The organism is Rothia sp. HMSC036D11, from assembly GCF_001814205.1.
GTDB classification, from domain to species: domain Bacteria; phylum Actinomycetota; class Actinomycetes; order Actinomycetales; family Micrococcaceae; genus Rothia; species Rothia dentocariosa.
On the sequence record NZ_KV815278.1, the window covers coordinates 169,549 to 183,838 of the forward strand.

The 14,290-nt window shown below is 51.7% G+C and carries 10 protein-coding genes, 1 tRNA gene and 1 pseudogene; 8 read left to right on the forward strand and 4 right to left on the reverse strand.

The annotated features are described in order from the left end of the window. The 3 genes and pseudogenes from HMPREF2958_RS02945 to HMPREF2958_RS02955 all read right to left on the reverse strand — a co-directional run. Window positions 1–523, reverse strand: a pseudogene (locus HMPREF2958_RS02945) (hypothetical protein); the annotation flags it as partial. After that, window positions 513–671, reverse strand: a complete 159-nt coding sequence (locus HMPREF2958_RS02950) for a peptide methionine sulfoxide reductase (protein WP_070696424.1) — start codon at window positions 669–671, stop codon at window positions 513–515. The pseudogene HMPREF2958_RS02945 and the gene HMPREF2958_RS02950, both read right to left, overlap by 11 nt. 32 nt (window positions 672–703) lie before the next feature. After that, entirely contained in the window at window positions 704–1,639 is a 936-nt protein-coding gene (locus HMPREF2958_RS02955; protein WP_070450979.1) for a hypothetical protein, read from the reverse strand. 384 nt (window positions 1,640–2,023) lie between these two features. Here HMPREF2958_RS02955 and HMPREF2958_RS02960 point away from each other — a divergent pair, with 384 nt between their 5' ends. From HMPREF2958_RS02960 to HMPREF2958_RS02995, 8 genes are all read left to right on the forward strand, one after another. Then, window positions 2,024–8,275 carry a DUF6531 domain-containing protein gene (locus tag HMPREF2958_RS02960; RefSeq protein ID WP_070696427.1) on the forward strand — a complete coding sequence of 2,084 codons (6,252 nt, stop codon included), beginning with the start codon at window positions 2,024–2,026 and terminating at the stop codon, window positions 8,273–8,275. Window positions 8,276–8,629: 354 nt separating this feature from the next. Further along, a complete protein-coding gene (locus tag HMPREF2958_RS11125; RefSeq protein ID WP_246828003.1) occupies window positions 8,630–8,782 on the forward strand; it encodes a hypothetical protein in 153 nt (50 codons plus the stop codon). Between the two features lie 85 nt (window positions 8,783–8,867). Continuing rightward, window positions 8,868–9,710, forward strand: coding sequence for a hypothetical protein (locus HMPREF2958_RS02970; RefSeq protein WP_070696433.1), 843 nt, complete (start codon window positions 8,868–8,870; stop codon window positions 9,708–9,710). Window positions 9,711–9,862: 152 nt separating this feature from the next. Further along, complete coding sequence (locus tag HMPREF2958_RS02975; RefSeq protein WP_070696436.1) at window positions 9,863–10,534, forward strand: hypothetical protein; 672 nt, start codon at window positions 9,863–9,865, stop codon at window positions 10,532–10,534. A gap of 6 nt (window positions 10,535–10,540) precedes the next feature. Next, complete coding sequence (locus tag HMPREF2958_RS02980; RefSeq protein WP_070696439.1) at window positions 10,541–11,182, forward strand: hypothetical protein; 642 nt, start codon at window positions 10,541–10,543, stop codon at window positions 11,180–11,182. A gap of 47 nt (window positions 11,183–11,229) precedes the next feature. Beyond that, window positions 11,230–11,868, forward strand: a complete 639-nt coding sequence (upp, locus tag HMPREF2958_RS02985) for a uracil phosphoribosyltransferase (protein WP_013397921.1) — start codon at window positions 11,230–11,232, stop codon at window positions 11,866–11,868. Between the two features lie 544 nt (window positions 11,869–12,412). After that, complete coding sequence (locus tag HMPREF2958_RS02990; RefSeq protein WP_048754982.1) at window positions 12,413–13,180, forward strand: winged helix-turn-helix domain-containing protein; 768 nt, start codon at window positions 12,413–12,415, stop codon at window positions 13,178–13,180. A 122-nt stretch (window positions 13,181–13,302) separates the two neighbouring features. Continuing rightward, a complete protein-coding gene (locus tag HMPREF2958_RS02995; RefSeq protein ID WP_004005656.1) occupies window positions 13,303–13,824 on the forward strand; it encodes a SixA phosphatase family protein in 522 nt (173 codons plus the stop codon). 190 nt (window positions 13,825–14,014) lie between these two features. Here the strand turns inward: HMPREF2958_RS02995 and HMPREF2958_RS03000 are convergent. Then, window positions 14,015–14,106: transfer RNA gene (locus HMPREF2958_RS03000), tRNA-Ser, on the reverse strand. Window positions 14,107–14,290 lie beyond the last annotated feature (184 nt).

A 14,290-nucleotide genomic window follows, 5' to 3' on the forward strand; every position in this document is an offset into this window, starting at 1 on the left:
TAAACCGGTGCACTATCCCTGTGGTGTCGGTGAGTTCGAAGAGCCCGTTTTCATCTCCTAATAGGGTGAAATAACTAGAGTCAATCTGCCAGTAGTGCAGTGTAAGTTTCCGTCCCCGGTTCGTGACCCTCATGAGTTTCTCGGGCAGGATTTCCCGGTACGAGACCCTGCACACCCACAAACCCCACACAGTGGCAGGAAGCCCCAGAACCAAAAACGTGAAGTTGATCCAGATAACCGGTATTTCCGGTGATCCACCAGAGAGGACACGGTCAAAGAAGGACAGCTGCATCAAGATAATCAAGATAAGCAGTACCCATAAGAGCATTTTCATGAACCACGACGCTTGTAACCGCACCGACGCCAGCACCCGCACTACAGCCCGAGGGTCAGAGGCTTCTTCTAATATCTGCTGAATTTTCTGCTCACGCTCACGCCGACGTCCTTCAAATACTGCTGAGAGCCAAAACGTCCCCACCACAAAGACTAGGCAGAAGAGACCAAAGATAAGTTCACTGCTCATCAGCAGCTACCGCCCCTGATGTGCCGGTCTGAAGAGTAGCCCCGGGAGCTTCGGATTCCCCACGAGCATTTTTAATGTTGCCGCCGTAGGTTTTCGCCCCGGCAGTGAACCCAGACTTAATGCTATTCACCCCAACCTTATGAATCATCAAGCGAATTAATCCTTGAACCGCTCAAATACCTACCGTGTAATCACAGATTTCGCATACACAAAATCCTCCACCTCAGGAACCACGCGAACATACTCAGCACCCGGCGAAGGACTCCCCACCGGCCTTAGCCCCACATCACGCTGATCCAAATGAGCACTAGCAGGCACCTCCAACAAACGATACACCCACCGAAAATCTGTCACATACGCAGCAAGCGCACACATATCAGACACAGATAACGGATCAGCCCAATACCCATAATCCAGCCGAAACGCAATCTGCGACCCCACATACACACAGTTATACATCCCTGGCACAAACCGCGCCTTATACCCCTGCCGAGTCTGCACCTCAAACACCCCATGCTCTGTATTACGAGGATCAAAATAATACCCAGCAATCGCATGATATGGAAAACTCTTTCGAGCACCACCCAAAGGTTTATGCACAATCTCCGCACGCCGAAAATTCACATAATCATCACGACCGAACCTAATACAAAAAACAGCAACGGGAAACGTTACACAAACAACAAAAATAAAAGGGACGTATTCTTCCGAAGGCCTTCTTGCAATAAAAGCTAGAGCAATATAGCCTACAAAAAATATGATTGTTATCATCATGGCCCATCCTGCAATGGGGAACAATAAAGGACGCCTCTGAACAATATTCGTAAAACTCTCCACGAACTCCTCGACATCCCTAGCAGGAACAGATTCAGGAGTTTCTCCCAAAGTATCAGAGCGCTCATTCTTATGCACAGCACTTCCCTCAGCAGACGAGTCTTCTCCTGCTTTGCCGAATGTTGGCACACGATGCGAGGACGGTGTGGCACCCCAATCCATGGTATACGCCGAGGTTATTTTCTGATAGTAGTTCTTTTGTTTTTTCTCGCTTCGATACGAGAGGTAACTAAAGATAGCGATGCCGCTAAAGATGAGGGAATAATAAATATAGTTTCCCATTGTTGCTATTCTCCAGGCCCCTTATACTCTTTATCCCTATTATTCCTACCAATAACTTATGATTTCGACCTTTAAGTCAGGACTTCCTGCGAGCGAGTACAGTGCCTACACTGCCGGAGGTAGAAATCTAAACATCACTACTTAAAGGCCAGGTTGGTTGTACTCGACCGGTGCATGCCCGTTCCTGCATGTGCGTGGTTCAGCAACCGCCTCACGCGCGAAGCAGCCCGACATGCCGCGCCTAAATGTACTGTTCATGACGAATATCCTTGACTAACCCTTATGTGAAGGTTAGGGTAAATATATCCTATACAGTGTTCTGTGACACTCGCAAACATTAACTATATCTACGTTGATATAACTACAACCACACAAGGAGCAGCTATGCCGCACGTCCGCCCTGAACCTATCGCCCCTGAAAACAGCGGTTCACCAAGTTCTTTGGGCGGTAAGCCTGCGCCTATGCCTGAGCTCAAGCATGTTGATCCTCCGCAAAGCTCTGTTGACGACAACATGAGTATCGGCACGGCTGATAAGCCGCGCGCTATGCCTGACGTTCAGTTTGATGATGGGGCATCCGATAACCTCAGAAATGCGCTGAATTCTGCCGCAGACACTATCGAAACCCAGCAGGGTGGACGAGACGGTCTTTTTGATACTGCACGAGATAAATTTGAGGGCAAATACGCCCACGACTTTCATATGTGCCACGTACAACTTGCCAATAACTCCGCCAACGTTGTGGCGATGCTCCGTTATGGCGCGAAGCTGGTAGATTACATCAAAGAGTGCGCACATGTTGAAAACGAAAACCGTAAGAAAGCCCGGGAGTGGGAGAACCGCAACGGTTTGCAGCAAACTTGGGATGGTGTTGTTCTCAACAAACACCGTCCCGATTATGCTCCCAACCCGTCGAAACCTGCTGAGCCCGGCTCTGCCCCGCAGCGCGATGTCAATGCTGGCGCCCCTGATGCATCTGGCGGCACTTCCTCTGCTATTCCAGAGAACCTCGACGGCTACAATACTGCCTGTGTATCCTACGACAACGAAGCAGGCCTCAAGCATACCGACATTACGAATGCGCTAAACACCTACACAAGTTCGTGTCATCACGGGTCGCTCGATATCAGCGAAACAATCAACAGCATGGCGGGGTGGCTTCAACAGAGCAACCAGGTCAATACCTGGGTTTCTGGAGTTGCCCAGGATTTTAGGGATGCTGGGTCTGGCACCGGTAACATCAAAACCGTCTCGAATGCATATCTGGATCAGCGTATGCAGGAGCGTGGAACTGGTGCTCCTCAGGTTCAGAAAATCGAGGTTCATCCCGCTCAGGTCACGGGCGAAATCCCTACTTCCGGATTCGCAAATGATCCGGTAAACGTGGCAACGGGTAACTTCATTGAGCCTGAAACCGACCTTTCTTTCCCGGGAACTTTTGCGCGTAATCTGAACCTGAAACGTATGTATAACAGCTTGGCTGTGACTAACTCGCAAGATATTCCTTCAGGTGTTTTTGGCATCGGATGGTCCTCTACTCTGGATCAGCGTCTTGAGTTTGATGCCGATAAAGCATCATGGTTTACCGCCGATGGGCGCATCCTCACGTTCGCGCGTGAAGGTGAAGGATTCGCGCGTGCCTCTGGGGAAGCATGGTGGCTGACAAAGGCAGAACCGGGCTCTGATGCGTATGCGCGTATCGAAGCCTTGCAGCGTGAAACACAGCAACAGCTCAAGAATTCTCGTGGCTTAGATGAATCCGCAGTTCAAGCTTTCACGCAGGAACCCTTCTATTGGATCGTGATGAATAATGCTCACGAATCCTTTGGGTTCAGCGCTTCTGGGGATTGGGTGAGTGCTACTGATGGGCACCCATCAAATACTGTGGTCGCATTCCGTGATGCGCAGGGGCAGGTTACAGATCTGGTGCATCCAGGATCCCAGCGCGGAATTCGTGTGAACTATGAAGCGCTAGTTCAAAGCACTGAGGCTCCCGAGTATCGCCCGATTAGTGCTTATACCTATAACACGACCGGTACCGAAGCCGATACGCCACTAATGGCCGCCGAATATTCGTATGAGGGTGAGCATCTGACGAGTGTGACAACAAATGCGGGTGTCCGTTCGTATACTCACACAGATGCCGGACTTATCCGTGAGGTTATCAATGCCACCGGGATTGTAGAGGTTACCAACACCTACGATGAACTGGGCCGGGTAGCTCACCAGCTCACCGAGTATGGGCGCGAAGTTTCGTACACCTATACCCCGAGCTTGGTTACTATTGTGGCGGATGCTGAAACAGGGGATAACTCTAACCTCTGGACAAGCGATTCTAAGGGGCGTTTGATCGGAATCACCGCCACCGACGGCAGCCGTCAGACCATGCGGTACGATTCTTTCGGAAACCGTGTGGGTATTACTGAGCGCGATGGTTCTAGGACCGCGCGCGTATTCGATAACCGAGGCAGGCTGAAGCGTGAACGTACCCCTGAGGGTACCGACTACACCTACGGGTGGGATGAACACGATCGCATAACCGGCGTATCTGTGCGGGATGCACGTGATCCCCGCAATCTGGGTACGCCAATGACCGTGAGCTATGAATATGCGGATTCGGTGAACCCAAACCCAAGCGCTGTGATTGACGCAGACGGTGCTCAGACGCTTTATGATTGGGACGACAGGGGTCTTCTTACCCGAGTCACTGACCCAACGGGTGTATCCACAACCTTCGAGTACGATGCTTACGGTGATCTCGTCCTCGTGACAAACGGTGCGGGTAATACTACAACCTTGATACGTGATGACCACGGACGTGTTATTGGGGTTATAGATCCGCTTGGTCGTCGCGGTACGGCGACGTACAATTCTTCAGGCGCGCTTGCGAGTATCGAAAACGCAGATGGTGCCCGCTGGACTTTTGCGTACCCCGAGGTTGCCGTAGAATCCCTACCCGCGCTTGTGCGTAACAGCACCAATACGTCTTGGAGTCGTGGAAATCTCCCCATTTCGGTAACGGATCCCTACGGTGCCACTATCCGGTTTACCTACAATGCAGGCGGAGAAATCGCTAGTGTCACTAACCCGCTAGGTCATACGACCGAAGGCACTTTTGACACATGGGGTAACCTTGTTGGCCTCACTACCGCCAGCGGTGCCGTATGGAATTACGTTTATGATGGTTTGTCTCAGCTGGTTGAGGCTACCGATCCGAGCGGCGCTGTCACCCGGTATTCCTATGATTTGAACGGCGAGTTGTCTTCGGTGACGGATGCTACCGGTGTTGAAATTAAACGCAGGGTAGATCGTCAGCGCGGTATTGAGGAGATCGCGGATGCGTTCTCGTCCTCGTTCATTCATACGGATATTTTCGGTCGGGTTACGTCTGAGCAGAAGCGTGCCCGGGGTGGGTCTTCTGCGAAGAAGGCCGATGTTGAGAGCGAGTTTATCACTTATGATGCCGCGGGTCGCCCGGTTGAGATTCTTGATGCTGCCGGTGGTCTGACCCGTTGTGAACGTGATGGCGCTGGGCGTGTGCTGCGGGTGATTTCTGCTGAAGGCCGTATCGAGACCTATGACTATGATGCTGCCGGGCGGGTGATCTCTCATGCTGTTGGTCTGGATGCTCCTGAGCGTTACACCGATGAAGCGGGGGTTTCGCGGGTTGTTGAGCCCTCTGCTTGGGCGATAACTCGCCTGGAGTATGATGCCGCCTCGCAGATTATTAAGCGTATTAACCCTGACGGTACGGTTGAGAAGATCACCTATGACGTGTGTGGTCGAGTGACCGGTGTGGAAGCCGGTGTACGTGTGGCATCGTACGAGTACGATTTGTGCGGTCGCTTAATTGGTGTGCGCGATAGTTCTTTTGGGCAGCGAAGGTTTAAGTACGATGCTGCCGGTCAGATTATCCAGGCAACGGACGGTCTGGGGTTCCGCACGCATTTCTCGTATACCGCAACCGGGCAGGTTTGCCGAGTTGTCGATGCCACCGGCCAGGTGACCGACTATGAGTACGATGCGCTAGATCGTCTGGTGCGTGTTATCAAGGCTGCGGGTACGGATGATGAGTCGGTGCAGGAGTACGCCTATGATGCTGCCGGTCGTCTGATTCGTGCTCACGATGGTGTACGCGAGTATACGCATACTTATGATTACGCTGCCGGTGGCCGCCTGTCACACACCTGTGTTGATGGTGTGAAGGCTGCCGAGTTTGGGGTCGAGGATCAAGGGCGTACCGTGTGGGTGCGCGATTACGCCAGCGCTCAAGCCGTTGACGGTAATGCGTCTGAGGACGCGTTTGTGCAGCATCGGTTTGTATATGATGCACGCGGTTTGCTGATGGAACGTTCACGCTCGAGCGTGATGACCGATACTTCGGGTGCATCCTCTGGCTCGGCGGATGTAGATGCGCAGGTTCAGGCGTTGAATACTTTCACGAACACGGGCGCGTACACACTCACGCTGGGGTACGATGCCGACGGTTACCGCACGCGCATGGTGACTCCGTACGGTGAGACTGCGATTGCCTACGATGGTGCTGGCCGCGTGGTGAGTATGTCACGCGCTGATCAAGACGCTCACGGTGAGAGCCCGGCGGTGCAGTATTCCTACGATGCGATGGGCAGGCTGATCCGTGCCCAGTTAGGCGACATTCTCTCGCGCTGGGAGTTTGATGGTGAGTCCGGTCTGGTGTGCTCGTACTCGCGTGAGAACACGGCGAGGGCGGATTCGGTGGAACGTACCGAGGTTATTCGTGATGAGCAGGGTCGTATTGTGGGCTTGGATTCTGCCGATGGGCTGGTGGTGTATACCTATGATGCTGCCGGTCAGCTCACGGGTTCTCGTTCTGGTGATCTGGAGTTTGAATGGGTGTTTGAAGCCGGGCTCATGGTTTCTGAGCGCACTTGGCGTCATTCCAGTGGCACGGGCGAATCTGAGGAGACTTCGCGGGTGCTAGCGGGTGAACGTTCGTTCGCCTATAACCGTTTGAACCAACTCACCGAAATTATTGCTACCGACCATACAGCGGAGCATACGTTAACGACAGTGACTACGTACGAGTACAATGCCGCTGGTGAACGTACCCGTGAGATTATCACCAATGACAGGGGTGTACAACGGGTTCGTGAGTACGCTTGGGGCGCGTATTCCGGGCTGGCCTCGGTAACGGATACGTATGTGACTGCTCACGGTGGTGAAGCTGCATCACGGGTTCGTATGGTAACTGATGTGACTGGTGAACTTGCCCAGGTAGCCGGGGTGAATGGTGTTTCGACGCCATTGTTGTGGGATCCGGATGCTGCTATGCCACAGATTTTAGGTGCTGGCGGCATGCCTGCTCCCGGGTCTGACGGCGGTTTCTCCCAGGTTGGTACTGCCGGTGGTTTTGACCCGTGGGCTGTGCCGCCCATACTGGGTTCTGCACCGGATGCTCAGGGGATGAATATTCCCGGTCTTCCACGTACCTCGAGTGCGGATGATAGCGGTATGTGGGAATCTATGCTTCCTGCCGGGTTCTCGTTTACCGGTGCCGGGTCTGTGCGTGTTGTCGGTTTGGATGTGATGGGTGCCCGCGTCTTTGATGGTGCCTCGAAGCGTTTCCTCTCGACGGACCCGCTGGCCCAGGTGCCGGGTACTGGTTTCTTCGCGGATGTATATGCGTTCTGTGGGAACAACCCGGTAGGACTGATGGACCCGTGGGGTCTGAAGCCGATGTCGCCGGATGAGTTCCAGAAATATTCCCAGGAGCAATACGATAAGTTCTGGCAAGGCGTACGTAATGTTGGCGAATGGGTTGCTACGGTTGCGATGATTGGTTTTGGTGCTGTTCTTGGGGCTATGGCGACTGGACTAGGTCCTTTAGGCGGTGCTGCTTTTGGCGCGGCTTCGGGCGCTTTGATGGGTGCTGGCATGTATGCATTGGAGCAGAAGGTCTCAGGTAAGTCTATTGATTGGGGTAAGGCTGGTCAAGAGGCTATTAAGGGTGCTATTACTGGTGCTGTCTCGGGTGCAATTGGTGGTGGTTTCACGAACTTGGCGAAGCTTAAAGATCTGGGGAAGTTGGGGAAGGTCGGCAACTTCGTCGCTGATAATAAGTTGATTCAGGAGACTGTTAAAGATGGTGTTACTCAAGGAACTGGTAGCACTGTAGAGTATTTCCGGCAGGGAGGACGTAATCCTCAACAGGCAGTTGGTATGTTCTTTATAGGTACTGGTACTGGTGGTTTAGGTGCTGTGACAGGGAATAGGCTTAAGACGAAAATGAAAGTTCCGGGGTACGGTCCTGGATCTAACGAAACGATGAATAAGTTTAACGCTGGTTTCCGTACTGCGGTAGCTGATGGTGCTGGTGGTAGTGTGCGTGAGGCTACAAGATACACTGCTGAGACTGTCGCTTACCAGAAGGAGTTCAATACAGATACCTTGTGGCAAAAAACTTCATCTGGTTTCGCCAAAGATGCATTTAAATCTGGGGTGAAAAGTGGTACTAAGATGGATGATTCTACTGCTGCTTCAGCGCGGTCACGTATGGTGCATCCGGTGCAGACTACTCAAGCTGCCGCGATGAAGATCAAAGATGGTGTTAAGGAAGGGGTGGATAACTTTTTCACCCCTCCAGCCCTGCGCTAAATGGTTACGAGGTTAAGTCTTCCAAGGATTCATTCCTCTGGTGTCAGGGGGGCAGAATCTTAAAATGTAGCCTAATGAACAGTTCGGTGTTGTCTACTTGGGCATGAGGAAGTTTTGATGAGGAATGAGAGAAAGAAGAATATTAAAGAAACACTGGTAACATGCATCATTGTTGTCGTTGCTGTAAGCTTTTATGCGTTTTTATATTTTCTTTCACGTAATGATAGTGCAGGGACTTACAAGTACTGCACCCTCGAGCATGTTGATGTGCACGATCGGGGTGGTCTGGTCTCGGGGAATACTGATTATAAGCGTGTAGCAGATTTTAAGACAAAAGAGTGCGGGAATTTACATATGTCGGATTCTCCTGATCCGAAGAAGTCTATGGACGAGTATGCGGGATCTTTGGAGGTCGGCGGGTATTATAAGGTGACACTGCTGGATTTTCAGGTTTTTAACTCTGGGTCTACGTCTGTGACGAAGTTTGAGAAGGCAGAACGACCCTAATGGGCACCGTGTTGTATTGAGGTACTGGTCGACTTCACCTCCGTGGTCGTTGTCCAGACTGGTTCTTCAGATGCAGGTGTTACCGATGAATAACGGCTCCGTTATCCTGCTTCTGGCTATTTTTGGGTCTATCGCCCTAATGTACGCTGTTCTTTACCTATTAGTACGGTGGGGTAATAAGCGTGAGCGTATTAGGCAACAGCAGCAGGTGGTAGAAGAAACCTCTGATCCTCGGGCTGTGGTGCGGGTGTTGGTGTCGGTGCGGTTACAAGCCTCGTGGTTCATCAAAATGCTCTTATGGGTAACGCTTTTGCTGTTACTCTTTTTGGCTTCTCTTTTGGGCCTTATGACTATCGCGACTCTTGTTTCACAGGATCATAAGCCTGGATATACCACAAGTGAATGGGTTGAATTAGGACTTATTATTGTGGGTTTTCCTTCTGTGGTGTGGGGTTTGTGGGTGTGCAGGGTCTCGTACCGGGAAATCCTGCCCGAGAAACTCATGAGGGTCACGAACCGGGGACGGAAACTTACACTGCACTACTGGCAGATTGACTCTAGTTATTTCACCCTATTAGGGGATGAGAACGGGCTTTTTGAGCTCACCGACACCACAGGGATAGTGCACCGGTTTAAACCGCATGTAGAACCGTGCCGGTACGTGGGTTCTCAGGTGGCGTTTCGGGTGGATTATGGGTATTGGGCTGATCCGAACAATACTCAGGACGCTGAAATACTCGTGCAGTATATTCGGGAAAAATTGTGGGTGCAGCGTCTGTTGGAGGTGCCCACTGTTTCGGGGTTAGCTCATGGTGGGTACGGGAAAGAGTATTGTCCTGCTGGTGGTCCTGATTTCGGGTCCGAGTTCCGTAGTAGGCAGAGCGTATCGGGAGATTTCACGTGGGCTAAAAACTTCGTTTTAACGTAAGAAGATTATCTAGGGTGTACGGATTTATGGGATTTTTGAAAAGTGCCCTACACTAAAAATAGACTCTCTTAGCCTATCCGTACACAGGGATAGATTATAGGCTATAAAAGTGTATATGAGGATGTAGCAAAGCATGCTAAAGGATTTTAGAAGTGGATCAGATTTTTGGAGTTACTCTTCTTGCTCTTCAGCTTTTATCCTGTGTCTTGATATATAAGAGTGTAAAAAATAAAAATTACACTACTTATAGATTTCCTCGTTGTGGAAGAAGGGCATATATATTTGAAAGATTTACAAAATTTGGGCTAGTGTGTTGCTTTATTTTGAATTCTATAACGGTTCTTTTAATATTATTTGACCCAGAATTTGGTGGTGCATTTGTTATGTTGCCTTTGGGATTTTTGGGCTGGTATTTATGTTTGTTTATGTATCTAGATTGTAAAAATTTTTATTTGCAGACGACACCAGAGGGTATGATGTGGGCTAATTTCTTGGCAATATCTCATCACGCGCCGTATAAAGATATTGTTAAATTTACCTATAACTCACGCAATAGCGGAGATATCGATATTGATCTTACGTGGCTTGTGGTAAAAACAGCTCGTGGAGGTACTTTACGTTTTGACCCCATACTAACGGATGCCGGTTTACTGATGGCGCAGCTGGCGTTCCGCCTCCAAAAAGGATACTGGGCACGGATCGATAGCCCAGAAGACCAGCGGGAGATTCAGGAATATCTAGAAAACGACAAAGAGACATGTGAATATCTCTTTCAAATTTCTCGTTGCGTTATTGAACATGTTCCTGAAGAGAAACCAGAGTGACAGATCATGGCACTGATAGATTTGTTACGATTCTTTATCCCTATCTCGGCAATTATCGCCGTATTTTGGTGTGTTTCATTCATTGCTCGAATTTCAGAACCTAAACCATTTGTTTCTGGTGCAGATGATAATACAGAATTTAGGCTCCATTGGGTATACAAAATTTCTGTAGTAGTCATTGATATTATTTGTTTATTGGTCGCTGTATTCTTGATATGGGGATCGATAACATCAGGTCCTAGGGTGCTTGTTGCCCCTATGTTTTGGGTAATTATAGCTATCTTCTCTATTCTGTTCTTATATATTCACAAATCTTTCAGTGATATGTATGTGCGCATAGATTCCCAAGGTATAACCACGAGAAAATTCTATGGGCGCATGAAGAATGTACCCTATACAGATATTTCTGAGTACATCTTTAAACCACACAGCGATAAGCTCATCATTAAAGACTTTCGGGGCAGAAAAACTCTTATCCGCCCCTTAAAAACCTCTACGCAGTTATCCCTTTTCCACTTGGCTTTCCGCATGACTGAAGGACGCTGGGCTCAACCGTATAGCACTGATGACCGGCAAAAACTTGAGGAATCCATCGAAACCAATAGTGGAGTACAGTATCTTCTGGACCACCCGCACGGCAAACTGTAGGAACCGGCAAACAGCACCCGCACTAGCAGGCAGAGTAAACTGAGAGTATGCGTATTAAGATTCTTGATCACCCGCTGGTGGCGCACAAGATTAGTGTGCTCCGCGATAAAAACACTCCCTCACCCACGTTCCGCCAGCTCGTCGATGAACTCGTTACCCTGCTCGCCTATGAGGCTACCCGTGAGATTCGGGTTGAGCAGCGCCCTATCGAAACCCCGGTGGCGCGTACGATGGGAACCGTTATCGCTAACCCGAAGCCTCTGGTCGTGCCGATTCTGCGCGCCGGACTGGGCATGCTCGAAGGCATGACTCGTCTAGTGCCCACCGCCGAAGTCGGGTTTTTGGGCATGGCCCGTAACGAAGAGACCCTCGATATTGTCACGTACGCCGAGCGTCTGCCCGAAGACCTGACCGGCCGTCAGGTGTACCTGCTCGATCCTATGCTCGCTACTGGCGGCACCTTGATTGAGGCTATTAAATTCCTGCGCGAACGCGGCGCCGAATCCATCACCTGTGTCTGCCTGATTGCCGCCCCCGAAGGTATTGCGGCTCTCGAAAAGGGCGTTGAGGGTCTGCGGAATATTGACCTGTTCCTTGCCGCTAAAGATGAGCGTCTGAACGAAAGGGCGTATATTGTTCCCGGTTTGGGCGATGCAGGCGACCGCCTCTACGGGCTGGCGCAGTAGCGCATCCTTACGGGTCTGACGATCTGCGCGGGCGGTCTTAGACGTCGGGCGCCGCAAACATGTGCTTTGGGACTTGACTCTGACGATTGCGTGCGGAGCGTCGGCCCTTCAGAACCCCTTGATACTGCGGTGTGCCCCTTTCCCCACATGCATCTGCGAGTGCGGCGAAAAACACTAGTAGTGCACGAGTCGCTGGTACCCTTGGGAGCCTCCGCTCCAGAACGTGGAAATTGCGCCCGGTTCGTATGCGGTCAGGGGCTCTGAGCGCGCGGCTTTTTGGGGTATCGGTTCCGAATCTCCATGTATAATATGAGGGAGAAACGGTGCTTGTCAGCGTCGTTTCCCGGCACTGAATCAAAGTTCACGAGGGTGTGAAGCTGCGAGCAGAACGTCGCAGATACCCCAAGCTGCTTGATTTATGAGTCAAATAATAGAAATATTGATAGCAAAGGAAACGCCGCCTTTACCGCGCGGTGTTTGAGCATTCCGCATCATGCAGAATCAAGGGACCCGTACGCAACAAATCTTGAGAGAAGGTTGAACAATGTCAGGTGCAGTACCTGGATACGTCCACATCTCCCAGCGTGGTCGTGCTGCAAAGCGTCAAGTGCCGCAGCAGAACCGCACACAAGGGTCCGCAGCTACTTTGCGCCCGATGACCTTCTCCTCCGGGGATCAGCAGGGCGCCCAGAAGGCAGGAGCTCAGGAGAACGAGGCGCGCGGGTTTGTGCTGTATGTGGGGCTCAATGAAGAACTTGCCGCAGCCAACGGCACATCGCTGGTGCGTATTGTGCAGGATTTGCGAACCTATGCACACCATCTGGCACCTGAGGCCGAATCCTATGCCGCCGTTGCTTTGGCTCCCGTTCATGCGGAGGGCAGCGATCTTGAGGTTGTGCGCAATGCGCTTGGCGATCCGACTGCCGTGTTCTACCAGGCTGAGCTGCACAAGCAGGCGCGTGAAGCCGAGCAGCCCGCAACTCCTAGTTCCAATGGCGTTCTGATCGATTTGGCGCGTCGTGAGGTGTTCCTTGATGGGGAACAGCTGATGCTCACCTTCAAAGAGTTTGAGCTTCTGGCGCATCTGGTTGAGAACTCCACCCGTACCGTGGGGCGCGATGAGCTTTTGGAGTCGCTCTGGAGCGCCGGGGATGAGCATCCCCACGAACGCACTATTGATGTGCATATTCGGCGTCTGCGTTCGAAGTTGGGGCGTCTTTCGGGAACCGTGCGTACCGTGCGCGGTCAGGGGTACAGGTTCTTTGAGCATCCCGAAGTTGTGGTGTGGGCAGCCCCCGAATACTCTATCTAGTCTTTTTACGCTCGAAACCCCGCGTTTTTTCTTAAGAGCGCGGGGTTTTCGCATGCCGTTTTGTGGCGCGCTATCATGCGGCAACCCGGCGTATCGGGGCGCCTACGTTGTACTATGAAGGTATGGTTGAGAACTCACTCCGAGACGTTAAGCGCCTGATTATCATGCGTCATGCTGAAGCCGACTGGGGTATGGATGATTTTGATCGCCCACTGACTAAACGCGGGCATCGGCAGGCTGCGGATGCGGGCTCCTGGCTCAAGCAGAAGGGCTATATTCCCGAGCAGCTGATGTCTTCGGCGGCGCTGCGCACCCGGCAGACCACCACCTGGATTTCGGATGCGCTCGGCGAACAGGCACCTACTCCGCACCTGGACGAGGGTCTGTATGAGGTTCCTGCATCCCGGGTGCTGGCGCGCATTAACGGGGTTTCTGAGAGCGTGCGCACGCTTATGGTGGTGTCGCATCTGCCTGCGGTGCAGGATGTGACCTTACAGCTTGCGAGCCCCGACTCTGACTATAATTCCCTGATGGACGCTTCCTATGGCTTTTCGCCTTCGTCCGTAGCGGTCTTTGAGGTGCCGGGGGAGTGGGCGCTTCTTGACGGTGCGGATGCGCGCCTCATCGACTTTATGAGCTTCTAAATCCTATCCGCAGTCGGCACACTGCGCCCCCGTTCTTTCTTCCGCTGAACCGCAGTTTTTCGACCGGGAGGGCAAGGTTAGCCAAGCGGAAACAAAGCTGCATCATAAGACAGACTGCAAAAACTTGATGCCCTACGCACCTAGGACGCAGCGAACCCCCGCACCTTTTACGGTTCGGGGGTTCGTTCTTTGGCGGAGACGGGGGGATTTGAACCCCCGGTCGAGTTCAACCCCGACCCTTCATTAGCAGTGAAGTCCATTCGGCCGCTCTGGCACGTCTCCACGGTGCACAAAACGAGTGCATCCCTATAAGAATATCGGGAGTAAGCAGGCTGGTCAATTCGGAATTGCCGACCAAACTTCCCCCATGAGCGAAAAACAACGCGCTATAGTTAGAGTTATTGCCACGCCCATTCACGCAGGCTGAAAATGGTTCCCCAGATATTTCCTTACAGCAGGTAGACAG

Coding starts and splice junctions, on each gene's coding strand:
- HMPREF2958_RS02960 (WP_070696427.1), top strand. CDS start 2,024: ATGCCGCACGTCCGCCCTGAACCTATCGCCCCTGAAAACAGCGGTTCA.
- HMPREF2958_RS02990 (WP_048754982.1), top strand. CDS start 12,413: ATGTCAGGTGCAGTACCTGGATACGTCCACATCTCCCAGCGTGGTCGT.
- HMPREF2958_RS02955 (WP_070450979.1), bottom strand. CDS start 1,639: ATGGGAAACTATATTTATTATTCCCTCATCTTTAGCGGCATCGCTATC.
- HMPREF2958_RS02995 (WP_004005656.1), top strand. CDS start 13,303: ATGGTTGAGAACTCACTCCGAGACGTTAAGCGCCTGATTATCATGCGT.
- upp (WP_013397921.1), top strand. CDS start 11,230: ATGCGTATTAAGATTCTTGATCACCCGCTGGTGGCGCACAAGATTAGT.
- HMPREF2958_RS02950 (WP_070696424.1), bottom strand. CDS start 671: ATGATTCATAAGGTTGGGGTGAATAGCATTAAGTCTGGGTTCACTGCC.
- HMPREF2958_RS02980 (WP_070696439.1), top strand. CDS start 10,541: ATGGCACTGATAGATTTGTTACGATTCTTTATCCCTATCTCGGCAATT.
- HMPREF2958_RS02970 (WP_070696433.1), top strand. CDS start 8,868: ATGAATAACGGCTCCGTTATCCTGCTTCTGGCTATTTTTGGGTCTATC.
- HMPREF2958_RS11125 (WP_246828003.1), top strand. CDS start 8,630: ATGTCGGATTCTCCTGATCCGAAGAAGTCTATGGACGAGTATGCGGGA.